This window comes from Streptomyces sp. NPDC107500 (genome assembly GCF_055582785.1).
Window position 1 is genome coordinate 54,747 of sequence record NZ_JBVJPF010000007.1, and the last position, 17,305, is coordinate 72,051.

12 protein-coding genes are annotated in these 17,305 nt (G+C 69.3%); 7 read left to right on the forward strand and 5 right to left on the reverse strand.

The features are described 5' to 3' along the window. Position 1 precedes the first annotated feature (1 nt). Genes ACZ67M_RS26790 through ACZ67M_RS26800 form a run of 3 tightly spaced genes read right to left on the reverse strand, consistent with a single transcriptional unit; the run spans position 2 to position 3,657 of the window. The gene (locus ACZ67M_RS26790) at positions 2-1,144 is read right to left on the reverse strand and encodes an acyl-CoA dehydrogenase family protein (protein WP_392015162.1); all 1,143 of its coding nucleotides are present in this window, start codon (positions 1,142-1,144) and stop codon (positions 2-4) included. 36 nt (positions 1,145-1,180) lie between these two features. Further along, complete coding sequence (locus ACZ67M_RS26795) at positions 1,181-1,801, reverse strand: TetR/AcrR family transcriptional regulator (protein ID WP_240999898.1); 621 nt, start codon at positions 1,799-1,801, stop codon at positions 1,181-1,183. 35 nt (positions 1,802-1,836) lie between these two features. Then, complete coding sequence (locus tag ACZ67M_RS26800) at positions 1,837-3,657, reverse strand: AMP-dependent synthetase/ligase (RefSeq protein ID WP_469853111.1); 1,821 nt, start codon at positions 3,655-3,657, stop codon at positions 1,837-1,839. 285 nt (positions 3,658-3,942) lie between these two features. Here ACZ67M_RS26800 and ACZ67M_RS26805 point away from each other — a divergent pair, with 285 nt between their 5' ends. Both ACZ67M_RS26805 and ACZ67M_RS26810 read left to right on the forward strand, forming a co-directional pair. Further along, complete coding sequence (locus ACZ67M_RS26805) at positions 3,943-5,151, forward strand: acetyl-CoA C-acetyltransferase (RefSeq protein ID WP_469853113.1); 1,209 nt, start codon at positions 3,943-3,945, stop codon at positions 5,149-5,151. A 55-nt stretch (positions 5,152-5,206) separates the two neighbouring features. Beyond that, complete coding sequence (locus ACZ67M_RS26810) at positions 5,207-7,372, forward strand: 3-hydroxyacyl-CoA dehydrogenase NAD-binding domain-containing protein (RefSeq protein WP_469853114.1); 2,166 nt, start codon at positions 5,207-5,209, stop codon at positions 7,370-7,372. Here ACZ67M_RS26810 and ACZ67M_RS26815 read toward each other — a convergent pair. Then, on the reverse strand, positions 7,363-7,998 hold the full coding sequence (locus tag ACZ67M_RS26815; protein ID WP_469853116.1) for a TetR/AcrR family transcriptional regulator: 636 nt from the start codon (positions 7,996-7,998) through the stop codon (positions 7,363-7,365). The two genes, ACZ67M_RS26810 and ACZ67M_RS26815, sit on opposite strands and share 10 nt — an antisense overlap. 189 nt (positions 7,999-8,187) lie before the next feature. On the opposite strand from ACZ67M_RS26815, the gene ACZ67M_RS26820 reads away from it, so the two are divergent. The 5 genes from ACZ67M_RS26820 to ACZ67M_RS26840 all read left to right on the forward strand — a co-directional run bounded on the left by ACZ67M_RS26820 (position 8,188) and on the right by ACZ67M_RS26840 (position 14,666). Further along, on the forward strand, positions 8,188-9,417 hold the full coding sequence (locus ACZ67M_RS26820; RefSeq protein WP_469853117.1) for an oxygenase MpaB family protein: 1,230 nt from the start codon (positions 8,188-8,190) through the stop codon (positions 9,415-9,417). 163 nt (positions 9,418-9,580) lie between these two features. Further along, positions 9,581-10,609, forward strand: coding sequence for an oxygenase MpaB family protein (locus tag ACZ67M_RS26825; protein WP_469853119.1), 1,029 nt, complete (start codon positions 9,581-9,583; stop codon positions 10,607-10,609). A gap of 298 nt (positions 10,610-10,907) precedes the next feature. Next, positions 10,908-13,118, forward strand: coding sequence for a molybdopterin cofactor-binding domain-containing protein (locus tag ACZ67M_RS26830; RefSeq protein WP_469853565.1), 2,211 nt, complete (start codon positions 10,908-10,910; stop codon positions 13,116-13,118). A gap of 27 nt (positions 13,119-13,145) precedes the next feature. Next, positions 13,146-13,622, forward strand: a complete 477-nt coding sequence (locus ACZ67M_RS26835; protein WP_469853120.1) for a (2Fe-2S)-binding protein — start codon at positions 13,146-13,148, stop codon at positions 13,620-13,622. A 24-nt stretch (positions 13,623-13,646) separates the two neighbouring features. After that, on the forward strand, positions 13,647-14,666 hold the full coding sequence (locus ACZ67M_RS26840; protein ID WP_469853122.1) for a porin PorA family protein: 1,020 nt from the start codon (positions 13,647-13,649) through the stop codon (positions 14,664-14,666). 81 nt (positions 14,667-14,747) lie between these two features. Here ACZ67M_RS26840 and ACZ67M_RS26845 read toward each other — a convergent pair whose 3' ends face one another. After that, on the reverse strand, positions 14,748-17,177 hold the full coding sequence (locus ACZ67M_RS26845) for a glycoside hydrolase family 95 protein (RefSeq protein ID WP_469853124.1): 2,430 nt from the start codon (positions 17,175-17,177) through the stop codon (positions 14,748-14,750). Positions 17,178-17,305: the final 128 nt, after the last annotated feature.

A 17,305-nucleotide genomic window follows, 5' to 3' on the forward strand; every position in this document is an offset into this window, starting at 1 on the left:
CCTACAGTCCGTAGGTCTTGCCGATGATGTCCCGCTGGATCTCGCTCGTGCCGCCGTACACCGTGGACACGACGGTCGAACGGAGCAGGGCTTCCATGCCGTACTCCGTGGCGTATCCGTAGCCGCCCATCATCTGCATTCCTTCCAGGGTCACGTGTTTGGCGAGCTCGGTGCACTTGAGTTTCGCCATGGACGCTTCGCGCGCGAACACCCGGCCGGGTTCGGCGTCGATCGCGCGTGCGACGTCGTCGAGGAGCAACTGGGCGCATTCGAGTTCGGTGGCCATGTCGGCGATCCGGTGCTTGAGCGCTTGGAAGGAGCCGATGGGACGGCCGAATTGTTCGCGCTGGCGGACATAGGCGAGGGTGTCGTCGAAGGCCCGTCGTGCGACGCCGAGCATCAGGGCGGCGAGGATCATCCGTTCCAGGTTCAGCCCGGCCATGAGCTGCGTCCAGCCCTGTCCGGGCTCGCCGACCACTGCGGAGTCGGGCAGGAAGCAGTCGGTGAAGTAGAGGTCGTTGACGTCCTTGCCGCCCATGGTGTCGATGCCTCGGATCTGGAGGCCGTCGGCGTCGGCCGGCACCATGAACTGGGTGATTCCGTGGTGCTTCGACTCCCCTTGCTCCGTGCGGGCGATCAGCAGGATGTGATCGGCGAAGTGTGCGTTGGAGCACCAGGTCTTCTGGCCGTTGACCAGGTACCCGCCGGTGGTGCGCTCCGCACGGCAGGCCAGGGCGCCCACGTCGGAGCCGGCACCGGGTTCCGACATCGAGATGGCCTCGACCCGGCCGGCCGCCACGCCTTCGAGTACCGTGCGCTTCTGCTCCTCGGTGCCGAACTTCTCGTAGGCGGAGGCCGCGATGACGGTGGTGCCGAAACCGCTGATGGGGGCCAGCCCGTACGAGGTCTCCTGGAGGAACAGGCAGAGATCGGTCATTCCCTGGCCCCCACCTCCGTACTCCTCCGGAATCGCGATGCCGAGCCAGCCCAGGCGTGCCATCTTCTCGTACAGGTTCTGGTTGTGCTGCTCCTGACCGTTTGCGGTCAGCTTGTCGCGCTGTTCCTTTGTTCCGCACTCGCGGCGGCAGAAGTCGGCGATCGCCTTGACCAGGTCTCGGCGTTCATCTGACAGGACTCGGGGCATGGAGTTCTCTCCTCGGCAGGGGCGCTGAAGGTGGAGTCACTTGTCGCGCAGGGCGGGGTAGACCGTGTCGACCAGGTGGAGAACGGTGCGGGTGAGCATCACGTGCAGGTCGCTGCGGCTGAGGGTGCCGCGCACCAGCCATTCGCGGGAGGCGGCTTTGAGCATGCTGCTGTGGGCGCGGATCATCGCCCGGAGCTTCTCCCGGCCCTCGGTGACGTCGGCCATCATGGCGGCCTCGAGGACACGGTCGGTCGCGATCTCGTCGGCTTCGAGCATGATCTGGTCGATCTCCGGGTCGTTGCCGAGCGCTTCCAGACCGATCGCGGACAGCCACATCTCCCGGTTGCGTTCCACGACTTCGAGCCACCGGTCGACGCAGATCGAAACGCGCTCTTCCGCGGTGGTCGGCGGCAGCCGCTGCGAGACGGACGCCGGCACGACCATCATCTGCCGGACCACCTCCAGGTACAGCTGCCGCTTCCCGCCGAAGTAGTGGCTGACCAGGGCACGGGCCACTCCTGCCTCGGAGGCGATGTCCGCGATGGACACCGTGCTGTAGCTCTTGGCCCCGAACAGCCTGCGGGCGACCCCGAGGATCTCGGCTCGCCGGGCGTCCGGCTCCATCCTGCGGCGCGGGGCCTGGCGCTGAACGCCCATGTGGTGGTTCCTTCCGTGGTCGCGGTGTGCCGGACCTATGTGTACATCGACTCGATCGTGGCGGCGTGCGCTTCGTCTATGGCGCGGCGGCGCAGGCTCAGCTTGGGTGTCAGCTCGCCGGTCTCCGCGGTCCAGGGGCCTGCGAGGACACGGTGCTTCTTCACCTGCTCGGTGCGCGACAGCACCGCGTTCGCCTCGGCCACGGCCTGGTCGAGCGCCGCGTGGACCTTCGGGTGACGGGCCAGCGCGTCCACACCGGACGCGTCGGCGACACCGTTCGCCCGTGCCCACAGCGGGGCCGTCTCCTCGTCCAGTACCAGCAGGGCGGTGACGTAGCGCCGCCGGTCCCCAATGACGACGGCGTGGGCGATCAGCGGGTGCGCTCGCAGGAGGGACTCGATCTTGGTGGGGGCGATGTTCTTCCCGCCGTCGGTGATGATGATCTCTTTCTTGCGGTCGGTGATGGTGACGAAGCCCCGTGAATCGACGCCTCCCACGTCTCCGGTGGGCAGCCAGCCCTCCGCATCGGTAGCAGGCTCGATGCCGCCGTCGCTCCGCAGGTAGCCGGCGAACACGACCGGTCCCCTGACGAGGAGTTCGCCGTCATCGGCTGCCTTGACCTCGATGCCCGGTCCCGGCCTTCCGACCGAGCCGAGTGCGAAGGCCCCGGGTGTGCTGACCGTTGCCGCGCCGGTGGTCTCGCTCAGCCCCCACACCTCGTACACCGGCAGGGACACGCTCGCCAGGAACTCCAGTACGCGGGTCGGAATGGGTGCCGCGCCGCTGAAGGCCCTGTGGCATTCGTCGAGTCCGATCGCGGCCCGGACCGGCCGCATCACCCGGGTGTCGAGTTTCTCCAACACCTCGGCGAGCTCCGCCGGGACGTCCTTGCCGTCGGAACGGAGCAGGTAGGCCTCCAGGGCGGTCTTCCGGGCCTGCTCCATGGCCGCGGACTGTTCCTCGGGCAGTGCCGCGAGCTTCGCCTGCAGGCCGGCGGCGAGCTTCTCCCACACCCGCGGCACGCCGAAGAAGCCGTGCGGCCGCACCGTGAGGAGCGTGGGCAGGAGTTGATCGGGCTCCGGGCAGATCGTGACGTGGCCCGCGTTGCAGATGGGCATGTAGATGCCCAGGACCCGCTCGGCGATGTGGGCCAGGGGAAGGTACGCGACCGAGCGCGGGTGGTCCGGCACCTTCACGAGCTGCTCCTGCATCAGGCACTCGTGGATCACGTTGCGATGGGAGAGCACCACACCCTTGGGGTCACCGGTGGTACCCGAGGTGTAGGCAAGGGTCAGCGGATGGTCGGTGGTGACGGCGTCCGCGAGTTCCTCGAACCCGGCGTCGTCGGGAGGCACCGCGCCGCGTACGGCCGTGTAGCTGACGAAACGCGGGTCGTCGGCCGGAGCGGCGTCCCAGTCGAGCACGACGACGGCGCGCAGGTTCGGCAGGTCGTCCAGGACCGGACGCCACCGCCGCATCTGCTCCTTGCCCTCCAGGACGAGGACGGCAGCCGCGCTGTGCCGGGCCAGGGCGCCGATCTGTTCGGTGCTCAGCGTGTCGTACGTGCTGCAGGGCAGGGCACCGACATGGACCGCGGCCAAGTCGGCGATCCAGTGCTCCGCCCGCTTGGACATGGCGATGAGCATGCGGTCGCCCCGGTTCAGTCCCAGGGTCACCAGGCCACGGGTGACCGCGGCGACCTCGGCGCGCAGCTGCGACCAGGTCAGGGTTCCGGCGTCCGGGCCGATTCCGGTGGTCAGCGCCGGGCGCTCGGCGTACTGCTGGGCGTTGCGTCGCAGTAGTGCGGTGATCGTCTGCCCTTCGACGGACTCGTGCAACTGCTCTGCTGTGGCCATGACGGGTCCCCTCCCTCGCGAGACGTGAGCGGATTGCTGAGCGGACCCACAGTGAACCGCTCTTGGCACGGAGTCAATAGAGGCGTGCCCAAGAGCGCTCAACATGTCCACTGAACTCGTATTCCTTCTCATTCTCCGGTCAGCCCTGGGCGATGTGACGGCACGCAACACTATTGACGGACAGCCAATAAGCGCTCTTACTTGTCCCCACCGGATCCACCACCTGCACCCGGAGTGCCCGGATCGGCAGCACGTCGCCTGCCGACGAGAGGAAGTGCCAGGACAGTGACCGAAGCATTCATCTACGACGCGATCCGCACCCCGCGCGGTCGGGGCAAACGGGGTTCGCTGCACCACGTCAAGCCGGTCTCACTGGTGACGGGCCTGATCGACGAGCTCCGCCACCGTCACCCCGGTCTGGACCCGGACCGTCTGGACGACGTCGTGCTCGGCGTGGTCTCCCCGGTCGGTGACCAGGGCATGAACATCGCCAAGACGGCGGCGCTGGCGGCGGGACTGCCGGACCACGTCGCCGGCGTCCAGCTCAACCGGTTCTGCGCATCGGGGCTGGAGGCGGTGAACACGGCCGCGCAGAAGGTCCGTTCCGGCTGGGAGCGCCTGGTGATCGCCGGCGGCGTGGAATCGATGTCGCGAGTGCCGATGGGCAGCGACGGCGGTCCGATGGCCGCGGATCCCGAGACCGCCTTCGACACGTACTTCGTGCCACAGGGCATCGGCGCCGACCTGATCGCGACCGTCGAGGGCTTCTCGCGCGACGACGTCGACGCGTACGCGGTCCGGTCGCAGCAGCGTGCCGCTCACGCCTGGTCCGGCGGCTACTTCGCCAAGTCCGTGGTCCCGGTCAGGGACCGCAACGGCGTCACCGTGCTCGCCCAGGACGAGCACATGCGCCCGGAGACGACGGCGGCGGCGCTGGGTGAGCTGAAGCCCTCGTTCGCGGACCTCGGCGCCATGGCGGGCTTCGACGCGGTGGCGCTGCAGAAGTACCACTGGGTGGAGCGCATCGAGCACGTACACACCCCGGGCAACGCCTCGGGGATCGTGGACGGTTCGGCGCTCGTCCTGATCGGTACCGAGCGGGCTGGAACGGAGTGCGGCCTGGTGCCCCGGGCGCGCGTCGTGGCGACCGCGGTCAGCGGAGCCGACCCGACGATCATGCTCACCGGGCCGGCGCCGGCCACCCGCAAGGCGCTGGACCTCGCCGGTCTGACGGTGGACGACATCGACCTGTTCGAGATCAACGAGGCCTTCGCCTCGGTGGTCCTGCGCTACGTCAAGGACCTCGGTCTGCCGTGGGAGAAGGTCAATGTCAACGGTGGCGCCATCGCCATGGGCCATCCGCTCGGCGCCACGGGGGCCATGCTGGTGGGCACCGCCCTGGACGAACTCGAGCGCCGCTCCGCGCGACGGGCCGTGATCGGCCTCTGCGCGGGTGGCGGCATGGGCATCGCCACCGTGATCGAACGGCTGTGACCCCTCCCGCCCTCGCGCCGGCCACGTACATCCCCTCGAAAGGAGCGCCGCACCGATGCTGGCGAAGAACATGATCCACTGGGAACAGGGACCTGACGGGGTCGTCCTGCTGACCATGGACGATGCCGATCAGCCGGTCAACACGATGAACCGGACCTACGTGGACTCGATGGAGGCCACCGTCACCCGCCTCGAGGCGGAGCGGGACACCATCACCGGGGTCGTCCTCACATCCGCCAAGAAGAGCTTCTTCGCCGGCGGAGACATCGGCTTCATGAGCAGGGCTCAGCCGGACCACGCCCCGGAACTCAGTGAGCTGTGCACGGTCCTGAAGTCACAGCTGCGACGGCTGGAGACCCTCGGCAGGCCGGTGGCCGCGGCCATGAACGGCACGGCACTCGGCGGCGGGCTCGAGATCGCGCTCGCCTGCCACCGGCGCATCGCCCTGTCCGCGCCGAGCAGCCGCTTCGGCCTGCCGGAGGTGACTCTGGGCCTGCTGCCCGGCGCTGGTGGAGTCAGCCGGACAGTCCGTCTCCTGGGACTCCAGGACGCGCTGACCGACATCCTGCTCACGGGGCGGCAGTACAAGCCCCAGGAGGCGCTCGCCAAGGGGCTGGTCCATGAACTCGCCCAGACGCCGGAGGAACTGCTCGCCAGGGCCAGGCAATGGGTCGTGACCCACCCTGAGGCCACTCAGCCGTGGGACGCCCCAGGTTTCCGCATGCCGGGCGGATCCCCTTCCCATCCGAAGGTGGCGGCGATGCTGCCGACCCTCTCGGCGCACCTGCGCCAGCAGCTCAAGGGTGCGAACATGCCGGCGCCGCGCAACATCCTCGCCGCGGCCGTCGAGAGCGCACAGGTCGACCTGGAGACCGGGCAGAAGATCGAGACCGGCTACCTCGTGGAACTGATGACGGGTCAGATCTCGGCCAACATGATGCAGGCGTTCTTCTACGACATGCAGCACATCGGCTCCGGCGGAAGCCGTCCCGAAGGCTACCCGCCCCACACCGTCCACCGGGTGGGCGTACTGGGCGCCGGCATGATGGGAGCCGGCATCGCGTACTCCTGCGCCCGCAGCGGGTTGCCGGTGGTGCTCAAGGACGTCACCTACGACGCGGCGAAGAAGGGCAAGGACTACTCCCGACAGGTCCTGGCCAAGGCCGTGGCACGCGGACGGCTCTCCCAGACCGAGGCCGACGAGGTGCTCGCACGGATCATGCCGACCGCCGACCCGGCAGATTGCAGCGGCTGCGATCTGGTGATCGAGGCGGTCTTCGAGGACCCGGCCCTCAAGCGGCAGGTCTTCCGCGGCATCGAAGACGTCGTCGCACCGGACGCCGTGCTGGGATCCAACACCTCCACGCTCCCGATCACCGGGCTGGCGGAGGCGGTCAAGCGCCCCGAGGACTTCATCGGTCTGCACTTCTTCTCCCCCGTGGACAGGATGCCCCTGCTGGAGATCATCACCGGGGAGAAGACCAGCGAGCACACCGTGGCGAAGGCGGTCGACATGGCGCGGCAGATCGGCAAGACGCCGATCGTGGTCAACGACAGCCGGGGCTTCTTCACGAGTCGCGTGATATCCAAGTTCATCGACGAGGCGGTGGCCATGATCGGCGAGGGACTGCCTCCCGCCTCGGTGGAGCAGGCCGGCTCGCAGGCCGGCTACCCCGCGCCTCCGCTGCAACTGCTGGACGAACTGACGCTGACTCTGCCCCGGAAGATCCGTGAGGAGACCAGGGCCGCGGTCCTGGCCGAGGGGGGCGGCTGGCGTCCACACGGTTCGGAGCCCGTCCTGGACCGCATGATCGACGAGTTCGGGCGTGGCGGGCGTTCCTCGGGCGCCGGGTTCTACGAGTACGTCGACGGCCGGCGTACGCGGCTGTGGCGGGGCCTGAACGAGCACTTCGCCGTGCCGGGCCGCGAGATCCCGTTCGAGGACATGAAGGAACGGATGCTTTTCGCCGAGGCACTGGACACGGTCCGGTGCCTCGACGAAGGCGTCCTGCGGTCGGTGCCCGACGCCAACGTCGGCTCCATCCTGGGCATCGGTTTCCCGGCCTGGACCGGGGGTGTATTGCAGTACATCAACGGCTACGCGGGCGGACTCCACGGTTTCGCCGACCGCTCCAGGGAGCTGGCCGAGCGGTACGGCGAGCGGTTCGAGCCGCCGCAATCCCTGATGGCCAAGGCCGAGCGAGGCGAAGCCTACGAGTGAGGTGTGTGCGGTGGTCCGAGCATCGGCACGAGGAACTGCCGGGCCACCGCACCCAGCTGTTCATCGTCGTCGAGATCGATCACATGGCTGGGAATGACGAGGAACGACGCGGACATGCGCACCATCATCTCGGCCACCAGGTCCACCTGCACATGACCGGCGATGTTCCCCGCGCGCTGTTCCCGAAGCAGTCGCGATGCCACGAACTGCTGCACCACGGCCAGGGTGCGGCCGCCGTCACCGGTCATGGACGGGACCACGGCGTCCGGCTCGGCGGTCATGAGACCGCCGATGAGGCGGTTGCGGCGGATGGCCCTGAGCGAACTCACGAATCCCACGACGACCCGGTCAGCGACGGTGTCGGCGTCCTGGATGTCCAGGATGAAGCGGTCGAAGTACCGCCGGAACTCACGCCGTACAACCTGCTCGACCAGTTGGTCCTTGGTAGCGAACCGGCGGTAGACCGTAATCCGGGAGACGCCGGCCAGCCGCGCCACGTCCGTCATGGTCGAACGCTTGATACCCATGCGGCAGAACTGCTCGTAGGCGGCGTCGAGCATTCGCTCCGAGACCTCGTCATCTCGCCCGGCACCCTCGACGGCCTCGGCGAACACGCTCTCCAGCACGGACGGAGCACCGGACGACGACCTCATGAGTGCCAACAGGACAGGTTCCACGACTGCCTCCCTGATTCTGTGAAGCCTCTGGCGTTCACGTCTCGCATGTGCTCCCCTGTTGAAACAAAGAAGCACGATGCGTTTCATCGTACCAACCTCCGCAACGACGCCACGGAACTCAAGGAGGAGTTCGCAGCGATGGATGGACTCAGCAGGCGCAAGATGTTGTTCGCGAGCGGGGCGGTGGGAGCCTTCGGGGCGCTGAGCCTGGCCTCGCCCACCCACGCGCGGTCCCTGTGGACGTGGGCGCCGAGCGGCTCGGTGGCGGGCAAGGGAGCCGGTCTGGACCCCGAATGGGTCTGGGACGAGGAGGTCGACCAGTTGGTCGCCGCCGTGATCGAGCGCGGAGACGTGGCCAGGACCAACGCCGCGCTGCGCTCCTGGACCCGCAACGACCAGGCACTGCCGGTCGGACTCCCCGCGGACCTGCGCGACTTCATGGAGAAGGCCCGCCAACTGCCCGCCTGGGCGGACCGGGACAAGCTGGAGAGGGCGGCCGAGTTCAACAAGTCGAGGGGCCTGTACCTCAACCTGCTGAACGGAGTCGGCGGCGGCATGCTGAGTACCGCCATCCCTCGTGAGGCGCGCTCCGTCTACTACTCCAAGGGCGGCGCCGACATGGAGGACAGGGTCGCCAAGACCAGCCTGCTGGGCTTCGCCGTCGGGGACCTCAACGCGTTCCGGCCCGACGGCGACGTCATCGTGCAGGCCGTCAAGACCCGCCTGGTGCACGCGGCCGTACGGCACCTGCTGCCCCAGTCACCGGCCTGGACCCGGACCAGCGGCGGCCAGACGATTCCCATCAGCCAGCAGGACATGCTGGTCACCTGGCACAGTCTGCCCACCTACGCCATGCGGAAGATGCTCGAGTGGAAGGTGCCCATCCCGGCCGCCGACTCGGCCGCCTACCTGCACGTGTGGCAGGTCACCGCCCACATGCTGGGCATCCGGGACGAGTACATCCCCGCCACCTGGGACGCGGCCAACGCACAGTCCAAGCAGGTCCTCGACCCCATCCTCGCCCCCACGCGCGAGGGCGTCGAACTGACCGACATCCTGCTGCGCCAGCTCGCCGAGCAGACCAGCCCCGGCGGGGTCGACCGCCCACTCGTCAACGCCCTCGCCCGGTACCTGGTCGGCGACCAGGTCGCCGACTGGGACGGCATCCCGCGGGAGGCGTTCTGGGAGAAGGCCATCGCGACCGCCTGGCCGAAGCTGGTCGCCTTCCGGGAGAAGCTGATCCCGCTGCCCCTCGTACCGCCCCTGGCCTGGACGATCGACGAGGCGGCCCGGAAGTACATCCTCTTCTACCTCACCAAGGGACGGGGAACCCACATCGACATTCCCGAAACCAACCGTCCCGCCTGACCGGAATCGGCACCCGCGCGGATGGCCTCCGCGGCCTCGGCGGGACTCAAGGAAGGGTTCTCAGCATGGACGACCTGAGCAGGCGCAAGATGCTGATCATGGGAGGAGCGCTCGGAGCGCTCGGAGCACTTGGGACGAGGAGGCGGATCCCGTCCTCGCCGCCGTGATCGAGCGCGGCGACGTGGCCAAGGCCAACGAGGCGCTCGGCAAGTGGACCCGCAACGACCAGCCCCTGCCGGCCGGACTCCCCGCCGACCTGCGGGACTTCATGGAGAAGGCCCGCCAACTGCCCGCCTGGGCGGACCGGGACAAGCTCGCGGCCGCGGCGAGGTTCACCACGAAGAAGGGCATCTACACCGGCGCGCTGTACGGTCTGGGCAGCGGCCTGTTGAGCACCGCCATCCCGCGAGAGGCCCGCGCCGTCTACTACTCCAAGGGCGGCGCGGACATGAAGGACCGCATCGCCAAGACGGCCCAGCTCGGCTATGACGTCGGGGACCTGGACGCCTACCAGCCGCGGGGCGGGATGATCGTGACCGCCGTGAAGACCCGGCTGGTGCACGCCGCCGTACGGCACCTGCTGCCCCAGTCACCGGGCTGGACCCGCACCAGCGGCGGCCAGACGATACCCATCAGCCAGGCCGACATCATGGTCACCTGGCACAGCCTGGCCACGTTTGTCATGCACAAGCTAAGGGAGTGGAAGGTCCCGATCACCACCACCGAGTCGGACGGCTACCTGCACGTGTGGCAGGTCACCGCCCACATGCTCGGCGTCCGGGACGAGTACATCCCCGCCACCTGGGACGCGGCCAACGCACAGTCCAAGCAGGTCCTCGACCCGATCCTGGCGTCCACCCGCGAGGGCACCGAGCTGACCGACGTCCTCCTCGACATCGTCGCGGAACTCGACGCCGGCCTCACCAGGCCCCTCATCAACGGCTTCGCCCGGTACACGCTGGGCGACCGGACCGGTGACCTGATCGGGCTGGACAGGGAGCCCTTCTGGAAACCGCTGATCAGCACCGCGTGGCCGCTGCTCGTGGCCTTCCGCGAAGGGCTCATCCCGCTGCCGCTGATCCCCCAGGCCGCCTGGACCGTGGAAGAGGCCCTCCGGAAGTTCGTCCTGCTCTTCCTCAGCGAAGGACGGGGCATCCACCTCGAGATCCCGGACGCCAACCGTCCCTCCTGAGCCACGTACGGCATCACGACGTGGGGGTACAACGTCACCGGCGTACCCCCATCAGTGCGCCCCACGTCCCGCTACCACACCGACGTCGAGAACGAGTTGAGACGATGACGACACCGCACGACAGCGAGACGAGCCGTTCGTGCTCGGCTCGGGCGGCCCACGCGCTGCCGCCGGCACCGGCCGCAGGGGAAGGAGACCGCCGGTGACGGACACCGATCACTCGTCCCGGCAGAACTCGGGCGCGCAGCCCTTCGCCAGACGCCGCTTCCTCGGATACGTCCTGGCCGCTCCCACCTTGATGACGGCGGCCCAGCTCGTCCCCGCCTCCGAGGCCCGAGCGGACATACCCTCGCCGGAGATCACGGAACTGATCGACCTCAACGACGTGATGACAGCGGCGGCCCTGCCGACGTCCGGCCTGATCACGGTCGAGGTGAACACGGACGGCACCGTGTCCTTCGCGTTGCCGCGGACCGAGGTGGGGCAGGGCATCACGACGTCGACGGCCATGCTGATCGCCGAGGAACTCGGCATCCCCCTCTCCCGAGTGCACATCACTCTCGCCGAGGCGCGCCCGGAGTTGCTCTTCAACCAGCTCACCGGCGGATCCAACACGACGTTCTCCACCTACACCCCGATCCGGGTGGCCGCCGCCGTCGCCCGCAACCGGCTGCTTCAGGCCGCCGCCGCCGAATGGGGCACCGCCGTCGACGAACTGGGCTGGGAGGCGGGACTCGTCACCGGCCCCGGAGGCCGGAGCGCCGACATGGGGGACCTGTCCCCGAAAGCGGCGCGCGCGCGGACCGAGGAGGTGTCGGTCAGCCTCAAACCTCGCGACATGTTCACCGTCATCGGCAAGCCGCACAACCGCGTGGACGCCCACGCGGCGGTCACCGGACGCAAGACGTTCACGCTGGATCTGAAGGTCCCGGGCGCCCTGCCGACCATGGTGTGCCGCCCGCCGACCGTCAACGGCAAGGTCGGATCGGTGTCCAACCTGTCCGAGGTCCGTTCCATGCCCGGCGTCACCGACGTGGTCGTGATATCGACCGGGGTGGCGGTACGCGCCACCACCTTCGGCCGATGCATCGACGCGGTGCGCGCCCTGCGGGTCTCGTGGAAACCCGGTAGCGCCGAGGGAAAGTCCGACGAGTCCGTGCTCGCGGAGTTGCGCGCCGCCGAACTGCCCATGGGACTGCCGTCGGTGACGCCGCACGTGGAGGAGCGTTTCACGTTCCACTTCCGCAGCAACAGCGCGCTGGAGCCCAACTGCGCGATAGCCGACGTGCGCCCCGACCGTGCCGAGATCTGGTCGAGCCTCAAGGCTCCGATCGTGGCGAAGCAGGCGATCGCCACCAAGCTCGGCCTGCCGCCCGGGGCGGTGACCGTGCATGTCACGGAGGGAGGGGGCTCCTTCGGCCGCAAGCTCTTCTTCGACGCGGCACTGGAGGCCGCCGAAGTCTCCCGGCGGATCAGCAAGCCGGTGAAGCTCATGTGGCATCGCGCCGACGACGCCCGCCAGGGACGCACCCATCCCATGGCCACGTCGCGCGTGCGCATCTCCTACCTGGGCAACACCGTCCTCGGGTACAGACAGCGGCACACCAGTGTGTCCACCGACCTCAGCCACGGCCTCGGGGAGATCTTCACCGCCTTGGCCGCGAGACTGCCGGTGGGTGACATCGGGTTCTCTGAGACCTTCTTCCAGCTCTCCCAGTCGATGCCCTACGACTTCGGTGCCAACAGCCGGCTCCTGAACGAAACCGACAAGGGCTTCAACACCGGCAGCATGCGCAACGTGTACTCCCCCGACGTCACCTGCGCCCGGGAACTCCTGGTCGATCGGCTCGCCGGGAAGATGGGCAAGGACCCTTACCGGTTCCGGCACGACTTCCTTCGGGACGACCGCGGCCGAGCCGTGCTGGACACGGCCGCCGAAGCCGGGAACTGGGGCCGGAGCATGCCGGCAGGTACGGCGCAGGGCATCGCCTTCCACTCCGAGTACCACTCCGCCAGCGCCGTCCTGGTGGAACTCGACTGCCGACCGGAGACCGTCGACCGCCCCATCCGGGACGGTGTCGCCGGCCCACGCGTGACCAAGGCCGTCATCGCCGTGGACGTCGGCCTCGCCGTCAATCCGCGTGGCCTGGAAGCTCAAATGATGGGCTGCCTGATGGACGGCATCGCCCTGACCCTGACCTCCAGCCTGCACCTGCGCGACGGGCACTTCCTCGAAGCGAGCTGGGACAACTACTTCTACACCCGGCAGTGGAACACCCCGCCCGAACTGCGGGTCGTCGTCCTGCCGCCCAGCACCGGCAAGCCCGGCGGCGCGGGTGAACTCGGCGTCGCCGCTTCGATGGCCGCGGTCGCGTGCGCGTACGGGCGTGCCACCGGCACGATGCCCACGGTCTTCCCGATCAACCACGGCACCCTCTCCTTCGAACCGAAACCGACCGTCCCGCCCATCCCCGCCTCCCCCACCGATGGTCTGGACCACGTCCGCTGAAGCCCTGCGAAACATCTGGGAGTTCTCATGCCCACGCACACTTTCCGCCTCAACGGTGAGCAGGTGACCGTCGATGCTCCGGACGACGAGCGGCTGCTGTGGGTCCTTCGCGACCTCCTCGGCGTCACCGGACCGAAGTACGGCTGCGGCATCAACGTCTGCAAGGCCTGCACGAGCCACCTCAACGGCAGGGCGGCGAACCCCTGCGCCATCCCGGTGGGGGACCTGAGGGCGTCCGACGAGGTCACCACCATCGAAGGGCTGGCGGCCACCGCAGGAGCGGACCTGCACCCGATGCAACAGGCGTGGCTCGAGCAGGACGTGGCCCAGTGCGGCTACTGCCAGCCCGGCCAGATCATGGCCGCCGTTGCTCTGGTCCGCCGTCTCAAGGAAGAAGGCCGAACCATCACCGAGGCGGATCTGGACGGTGTCCGCAACATCTGCCGGTGCGGCACCTACCCCCGCATCCGTGAGGCGATCAGAGCCGGCGCCGAGAACATGTGACCAGACAAGTGGAGGGAGGACGCCGTGTCCGCACGCCGCCCGTCGATCGCACTCATCACCATGGCCGTGATCCTGGTCGCCGCCGCGGCGGTCGTACGGCTCGTAGTGGCCCCGAACGCGACGAAGCTGCCCGCCGACACCGACCAGACGGTGCACTACGCGGGCGAGACCACCATGCTGGATGCCAAGGCCCTCCGGTCCGGAGACACCGCGCATGTGCTCCGGTCCGGCATCCCCGTCACCGCCGACCGGCGGGTGCGGGTCACATCCACACGTGGTGACACCGCCATGATCGAGGACACGACGACGGTCCATGCCGGTGAGCAGTCCTTACCCAGCTCGAAGACGTACGCCATCGACCGGACGAGCAGGAAGGGTGTGCCGCCACCGGCCTCGGCATCGGCGGAGAACTCACGGGGCGCACTGAGCTCGGCCTTTCCGCCGGATGCCGAACAGGACGACTCCTACACCTACTACGACGCGACGACCCGTTCGATCGTGCCGGTTCGCTACACCGGAACCGCCCGACGGGAGGGCCGTGCTGTCAATGTCTACGAGATCGAGGTCTCAGCGCCCGTCAAGGACCCGGCGGTGTCCAGGCCGCTGCCGACCGCTCTGCCGAAGAAGCTCGTCGCGAGCCTGGTGCCCGCTCTCGACTCCAAGACACGGGCCCGTCTCACACCCACGGTGCTGGCCGCGCTGCCGGACCCCGTTCCGCTCACCTACCTGGGCCAGTCAACGCTGGTCGCCTACGTCGACCAGCAGACCGGCATCGCCGTGGACCAGACGGTGAGCCGGAGAACGGTGGCGACCACCTCCGTCGCCGGGACGCCGACGCCTCTGCTGCCGGTGTCGGTCCTGACCCTCGAGGTCACTCCTGAGAGCGTGCAGGACCTGGGCGACAAGGCGACGTCAGCCGGTCGGATCCTGACCGTCCTGACCGTCCTCGCGCCGCTCGCGATGGTCGTCGTCGCCGCCGTGCTCCTCTTGGCCACGTTCATACTCGAGCGGAGGCGCCGACACCGCTCCCGAGCCCAGGGATGAGGCCCGCAGCACCCGGTCCGCGCGACCCCGCCGCCGGCACGCGGCAGCCGTCGCATCCCAAACGCCGGGCTGTGGGGGCTGTCACGGGGTGACCGGGACGAGCCGGTAGTGGCCGTTGCGGTGGGTGTCGAAGGTCAGGACGTGGTGCTCGGGGCGGTCGGCGTCGGCGCCCTCGACGCGCACCGGGTGCGGGGTGCGGATCCGTACGGGGTTGCCGAGGAGCGAGCGCACTTCCGCGCGGGTGATGCCGTGCGCGGTCCACTCCAGGTCGATCTCGAAGCCACCGCGTGCCCGCAGCCCCCGGAAGGCACCGGTGGGCCAGGCGTCGGGCAGGGCGGGCAGCAGCTCGATCTCGTCGGCGTGGCTCTGCACCAGCATCTCGGTGATGCCGGAGACGCCGCCGAAGTTGCCGTCGATCTGGAAGGGCGGGTGCAGGTCGAAGAGGTTGGGCGCGGTGCGCGCCGGGGTGAGCAGGTCCGCCAGGTGCTGGTAGGCGCGGGCCGGCTCCAGCAGCCGGGCCCACATGTTGATCTTCCAGGCGAGGGACCAGCCCTGTCCCGCGGTGCCGCGCAGTTCCAGGCTCTTCTTGGCGGCCGCGGCCAGCTCCGGGGTGCCCCTCGGGGTGATCTGGGCGCTCGGGAAGACGCCGTACAGGTGGGACACGTGACGGCTTCTGACCAGGGCCGCCTCCTCCCAGTCCACCAGCCACTCCTGGATCTGGCCCAGGTGGCCGACGCGGGTGGGGGCGAGCCGGTCGCGGACCTCGGTGACGCGTTCGACGAGGCGGCGGTCGCGGTCCAGCACCTTCGCGGCCTGCCGGAACGCGTCGAAGAGGTCCCGCAGCAGCTGCATGTCCATGGTGGGGCCGGCGCAGATGCTGACGCTCTCCCCCTCGTCCTGGTGGTGGGTGACCTCCGGCGACTGCGAGGGGTTGGTGACGAGCCAGCCGGTCTCCGCGTCCACCTGCAAGGTGTCGAGGAAGAACTCCACCGCGCCCCTCATCACCGGGTAGTTGCGGCTGAGCGCGCCCGTCTCGCCAGTGAACCGGTAGTGGTCCCACAGCATCACGCACAGCCAGGCGCCGCCGGTCGGCCACATCCCGTACTGGGCGGCGTCCACCGGTGCCGTACCGCGCCAGCCGTCGGTGTTGTGGTGCAGGACCCAGCCGGGGGCGTCGTACAGCTCCCTTGCGGTGCGGGTGCCGGACTCGGCCAGTTCGTGCACCATCCGCACGGCGGGGTCCCAGCACTCGGCGAGGTTGCCGGGGCCGGCGGGCCAGTAGTTCATCTCGAAGTTGATGTTGACGGTGTACTTGGACTCCCAGGCCGGGTTCAGGCTGTCGTTCCACAGGCCCTGGAGGTTGGCGGGCTGTCCGGGCGACCGGGAGCTGGAGGCGAGCAGGTACCGGCCGTACTGGAAGTAGAGCGCGGCCAGTTGGGGGTCCTTGCCGTCGGCGAACAGCGGGATGCGTTCGTCGGTGGGCAGGCTCGTGCGTTCGGAGGGGCCGAGGTCGATGGCGACCCTGCTGAACAGGCGCCGGTGGTCGGCTACGTGCCGGGCGCGCAGGAGGTCGTACGGTTTGCCCGCGGCCGGTGTCAGGTGCTTGCGGGCGCGGGCCTCGGGGTCCGCGCCGACGTCGAGGTAGTTGCGGTAGCTGGTCGCCATGGAGATCACCAGGGTGACGCTGTCGGCGTCCTCGACGGTGAGGGTGCCGCCGTCGGTGCGCACCCGGCCTCCCTCGGCCTCGGCGCGCGCCAGGGCCCGGAAGCGCACCGAGCCGGGCAGGCCGTACCAGTCGCCGCTGACGCCGTCGAGGGCGATGGTGCGGGCGTCCACGGCCGAGGTGCCGGACCTCTGCGGGCTGCCGAAGCGGGCGGAGAAGCCGACGGCGCCCGGGGTGTCCGTGCTCAGCCGGACGACGAGGACCTGGTCGGGTGCGCTGGCGAAGACCTCCCGGACATGGCGTACGCCGCCCCGGGTGTAGCTGGTGCGGGTGACGGCGGTCTCCAGGTCCAGTTCGCGTTCGTAGTCGCTCACCTCGCCCCGGCCCTTGAGGGTGAGTTCGAGGTCGCCGAGCACCTGGTAGGCGGCCTGCTCCGAGGGGCTCCCCAGGAATTCGGCGTCGATCAGCCGCTGTGCCTGGTTCCACTTCTCCTCGGCCACCAGGCGGCGGATCTCCGCCAGGTGCCTGACGGCGTCGGGGCGGGCGTAGTCGTTGGGGCCGCCGGCCCACAGGCTGTCCTCGTTGAGCTGGAGCCGTTCGGTGTCGGTGCCGCCGAAGACCATGGCGCCGAGCCGGCCGTTGCCGACCGGCAGGGCCTCCAGCCACTCCCCTGCCGGGGCGCGGTACCACAGCCGCATCGGGTTGGCGGCGTGGTCCCCTCGCCGCCCCGCCGACGCGGCGGTGTCCGCCGTCTGTGGCGCGGCCTGTGCGGGAGCGGCGCTCAGCGCGGTCGCTGCCGCGGACGCTCCGGCCGCGGCCAGGACGTTTCGTCGGGACAGCTCGGGCATGGCAGGCCTCCAGGTGTGTGTCGGGTGCGGGGCTGGTACTCGGTGCTCTCGGCACGGGCGGGTTCGGGGCCCGCGCCCACCGCACCCCGGGCGGCGGCGCGTGCGGCACGCTGCCCGGGGGCGCTGGT

Excerpts from the sequence above, each read along its gene's own strand:
- ACZ67M_RS26830 (WP_469853565.1), top strand. The coding sequence starts at position 10,908 with ATGACGGCGGCCCAGCTCGTCCCCGCCTCCGAGGCCCGAGCGGACATA.
- ACZ67M_RS26795 (WP_240999898.1), bottom strand. The coding sequence starts at position 1,801 with ATGGGCGTTCAGCGCCAGGCCCCGCGCCGCAGGATGGAGCCGGACGCC.
- ACZ67M_RS26820 (WP_469853117.1), top strand. The coding sequence starts at position 8,188 with ATGGATGGACTCAGCAGGCGCAAGATGTTGTTCGCGAGCGGGGCGGTG.
- ACZ67M_RS26845 (WP_469853124.1), bottom strand. The coding sequence starts at position 17,177 with ATGCCCGAGCTGTCCCGACGAAACGTCCTGGCCGCGGCCGGAGCGTCC.
- ACZ67M_RS26835 (WP_469853120.1), top strand. The coding sequence starts at position 13,146 with ATGCCCACGCACACTTTCCGCCTCAACGGTGAGCAGGTGACCGTCGAT.
- ACZ67M_RS26790 (WP_392015162.1), bottom strand. The coding sequence starts at position 1,144 with ATGCCCCGAGTCCTGTCAGATGAACGCCGAGACCTGGTCAAGGCGATC.
- ACZ67M_RS26810 (WP_469853114.1), top strand. The coding sequence starts at position 5,207 with ATGCTGGCGAAGAACATGATCCACTGGGAACAGGGACCTGACGGGGTC.
- ACZ67M_RS26800 (WP_469853111.1), bottom strand. The coding sequence starts at position 3,657 with ATGGCCACAGCAGAGCAGTTGCACGAGTCCGTCGAAGGGCAGACGATC.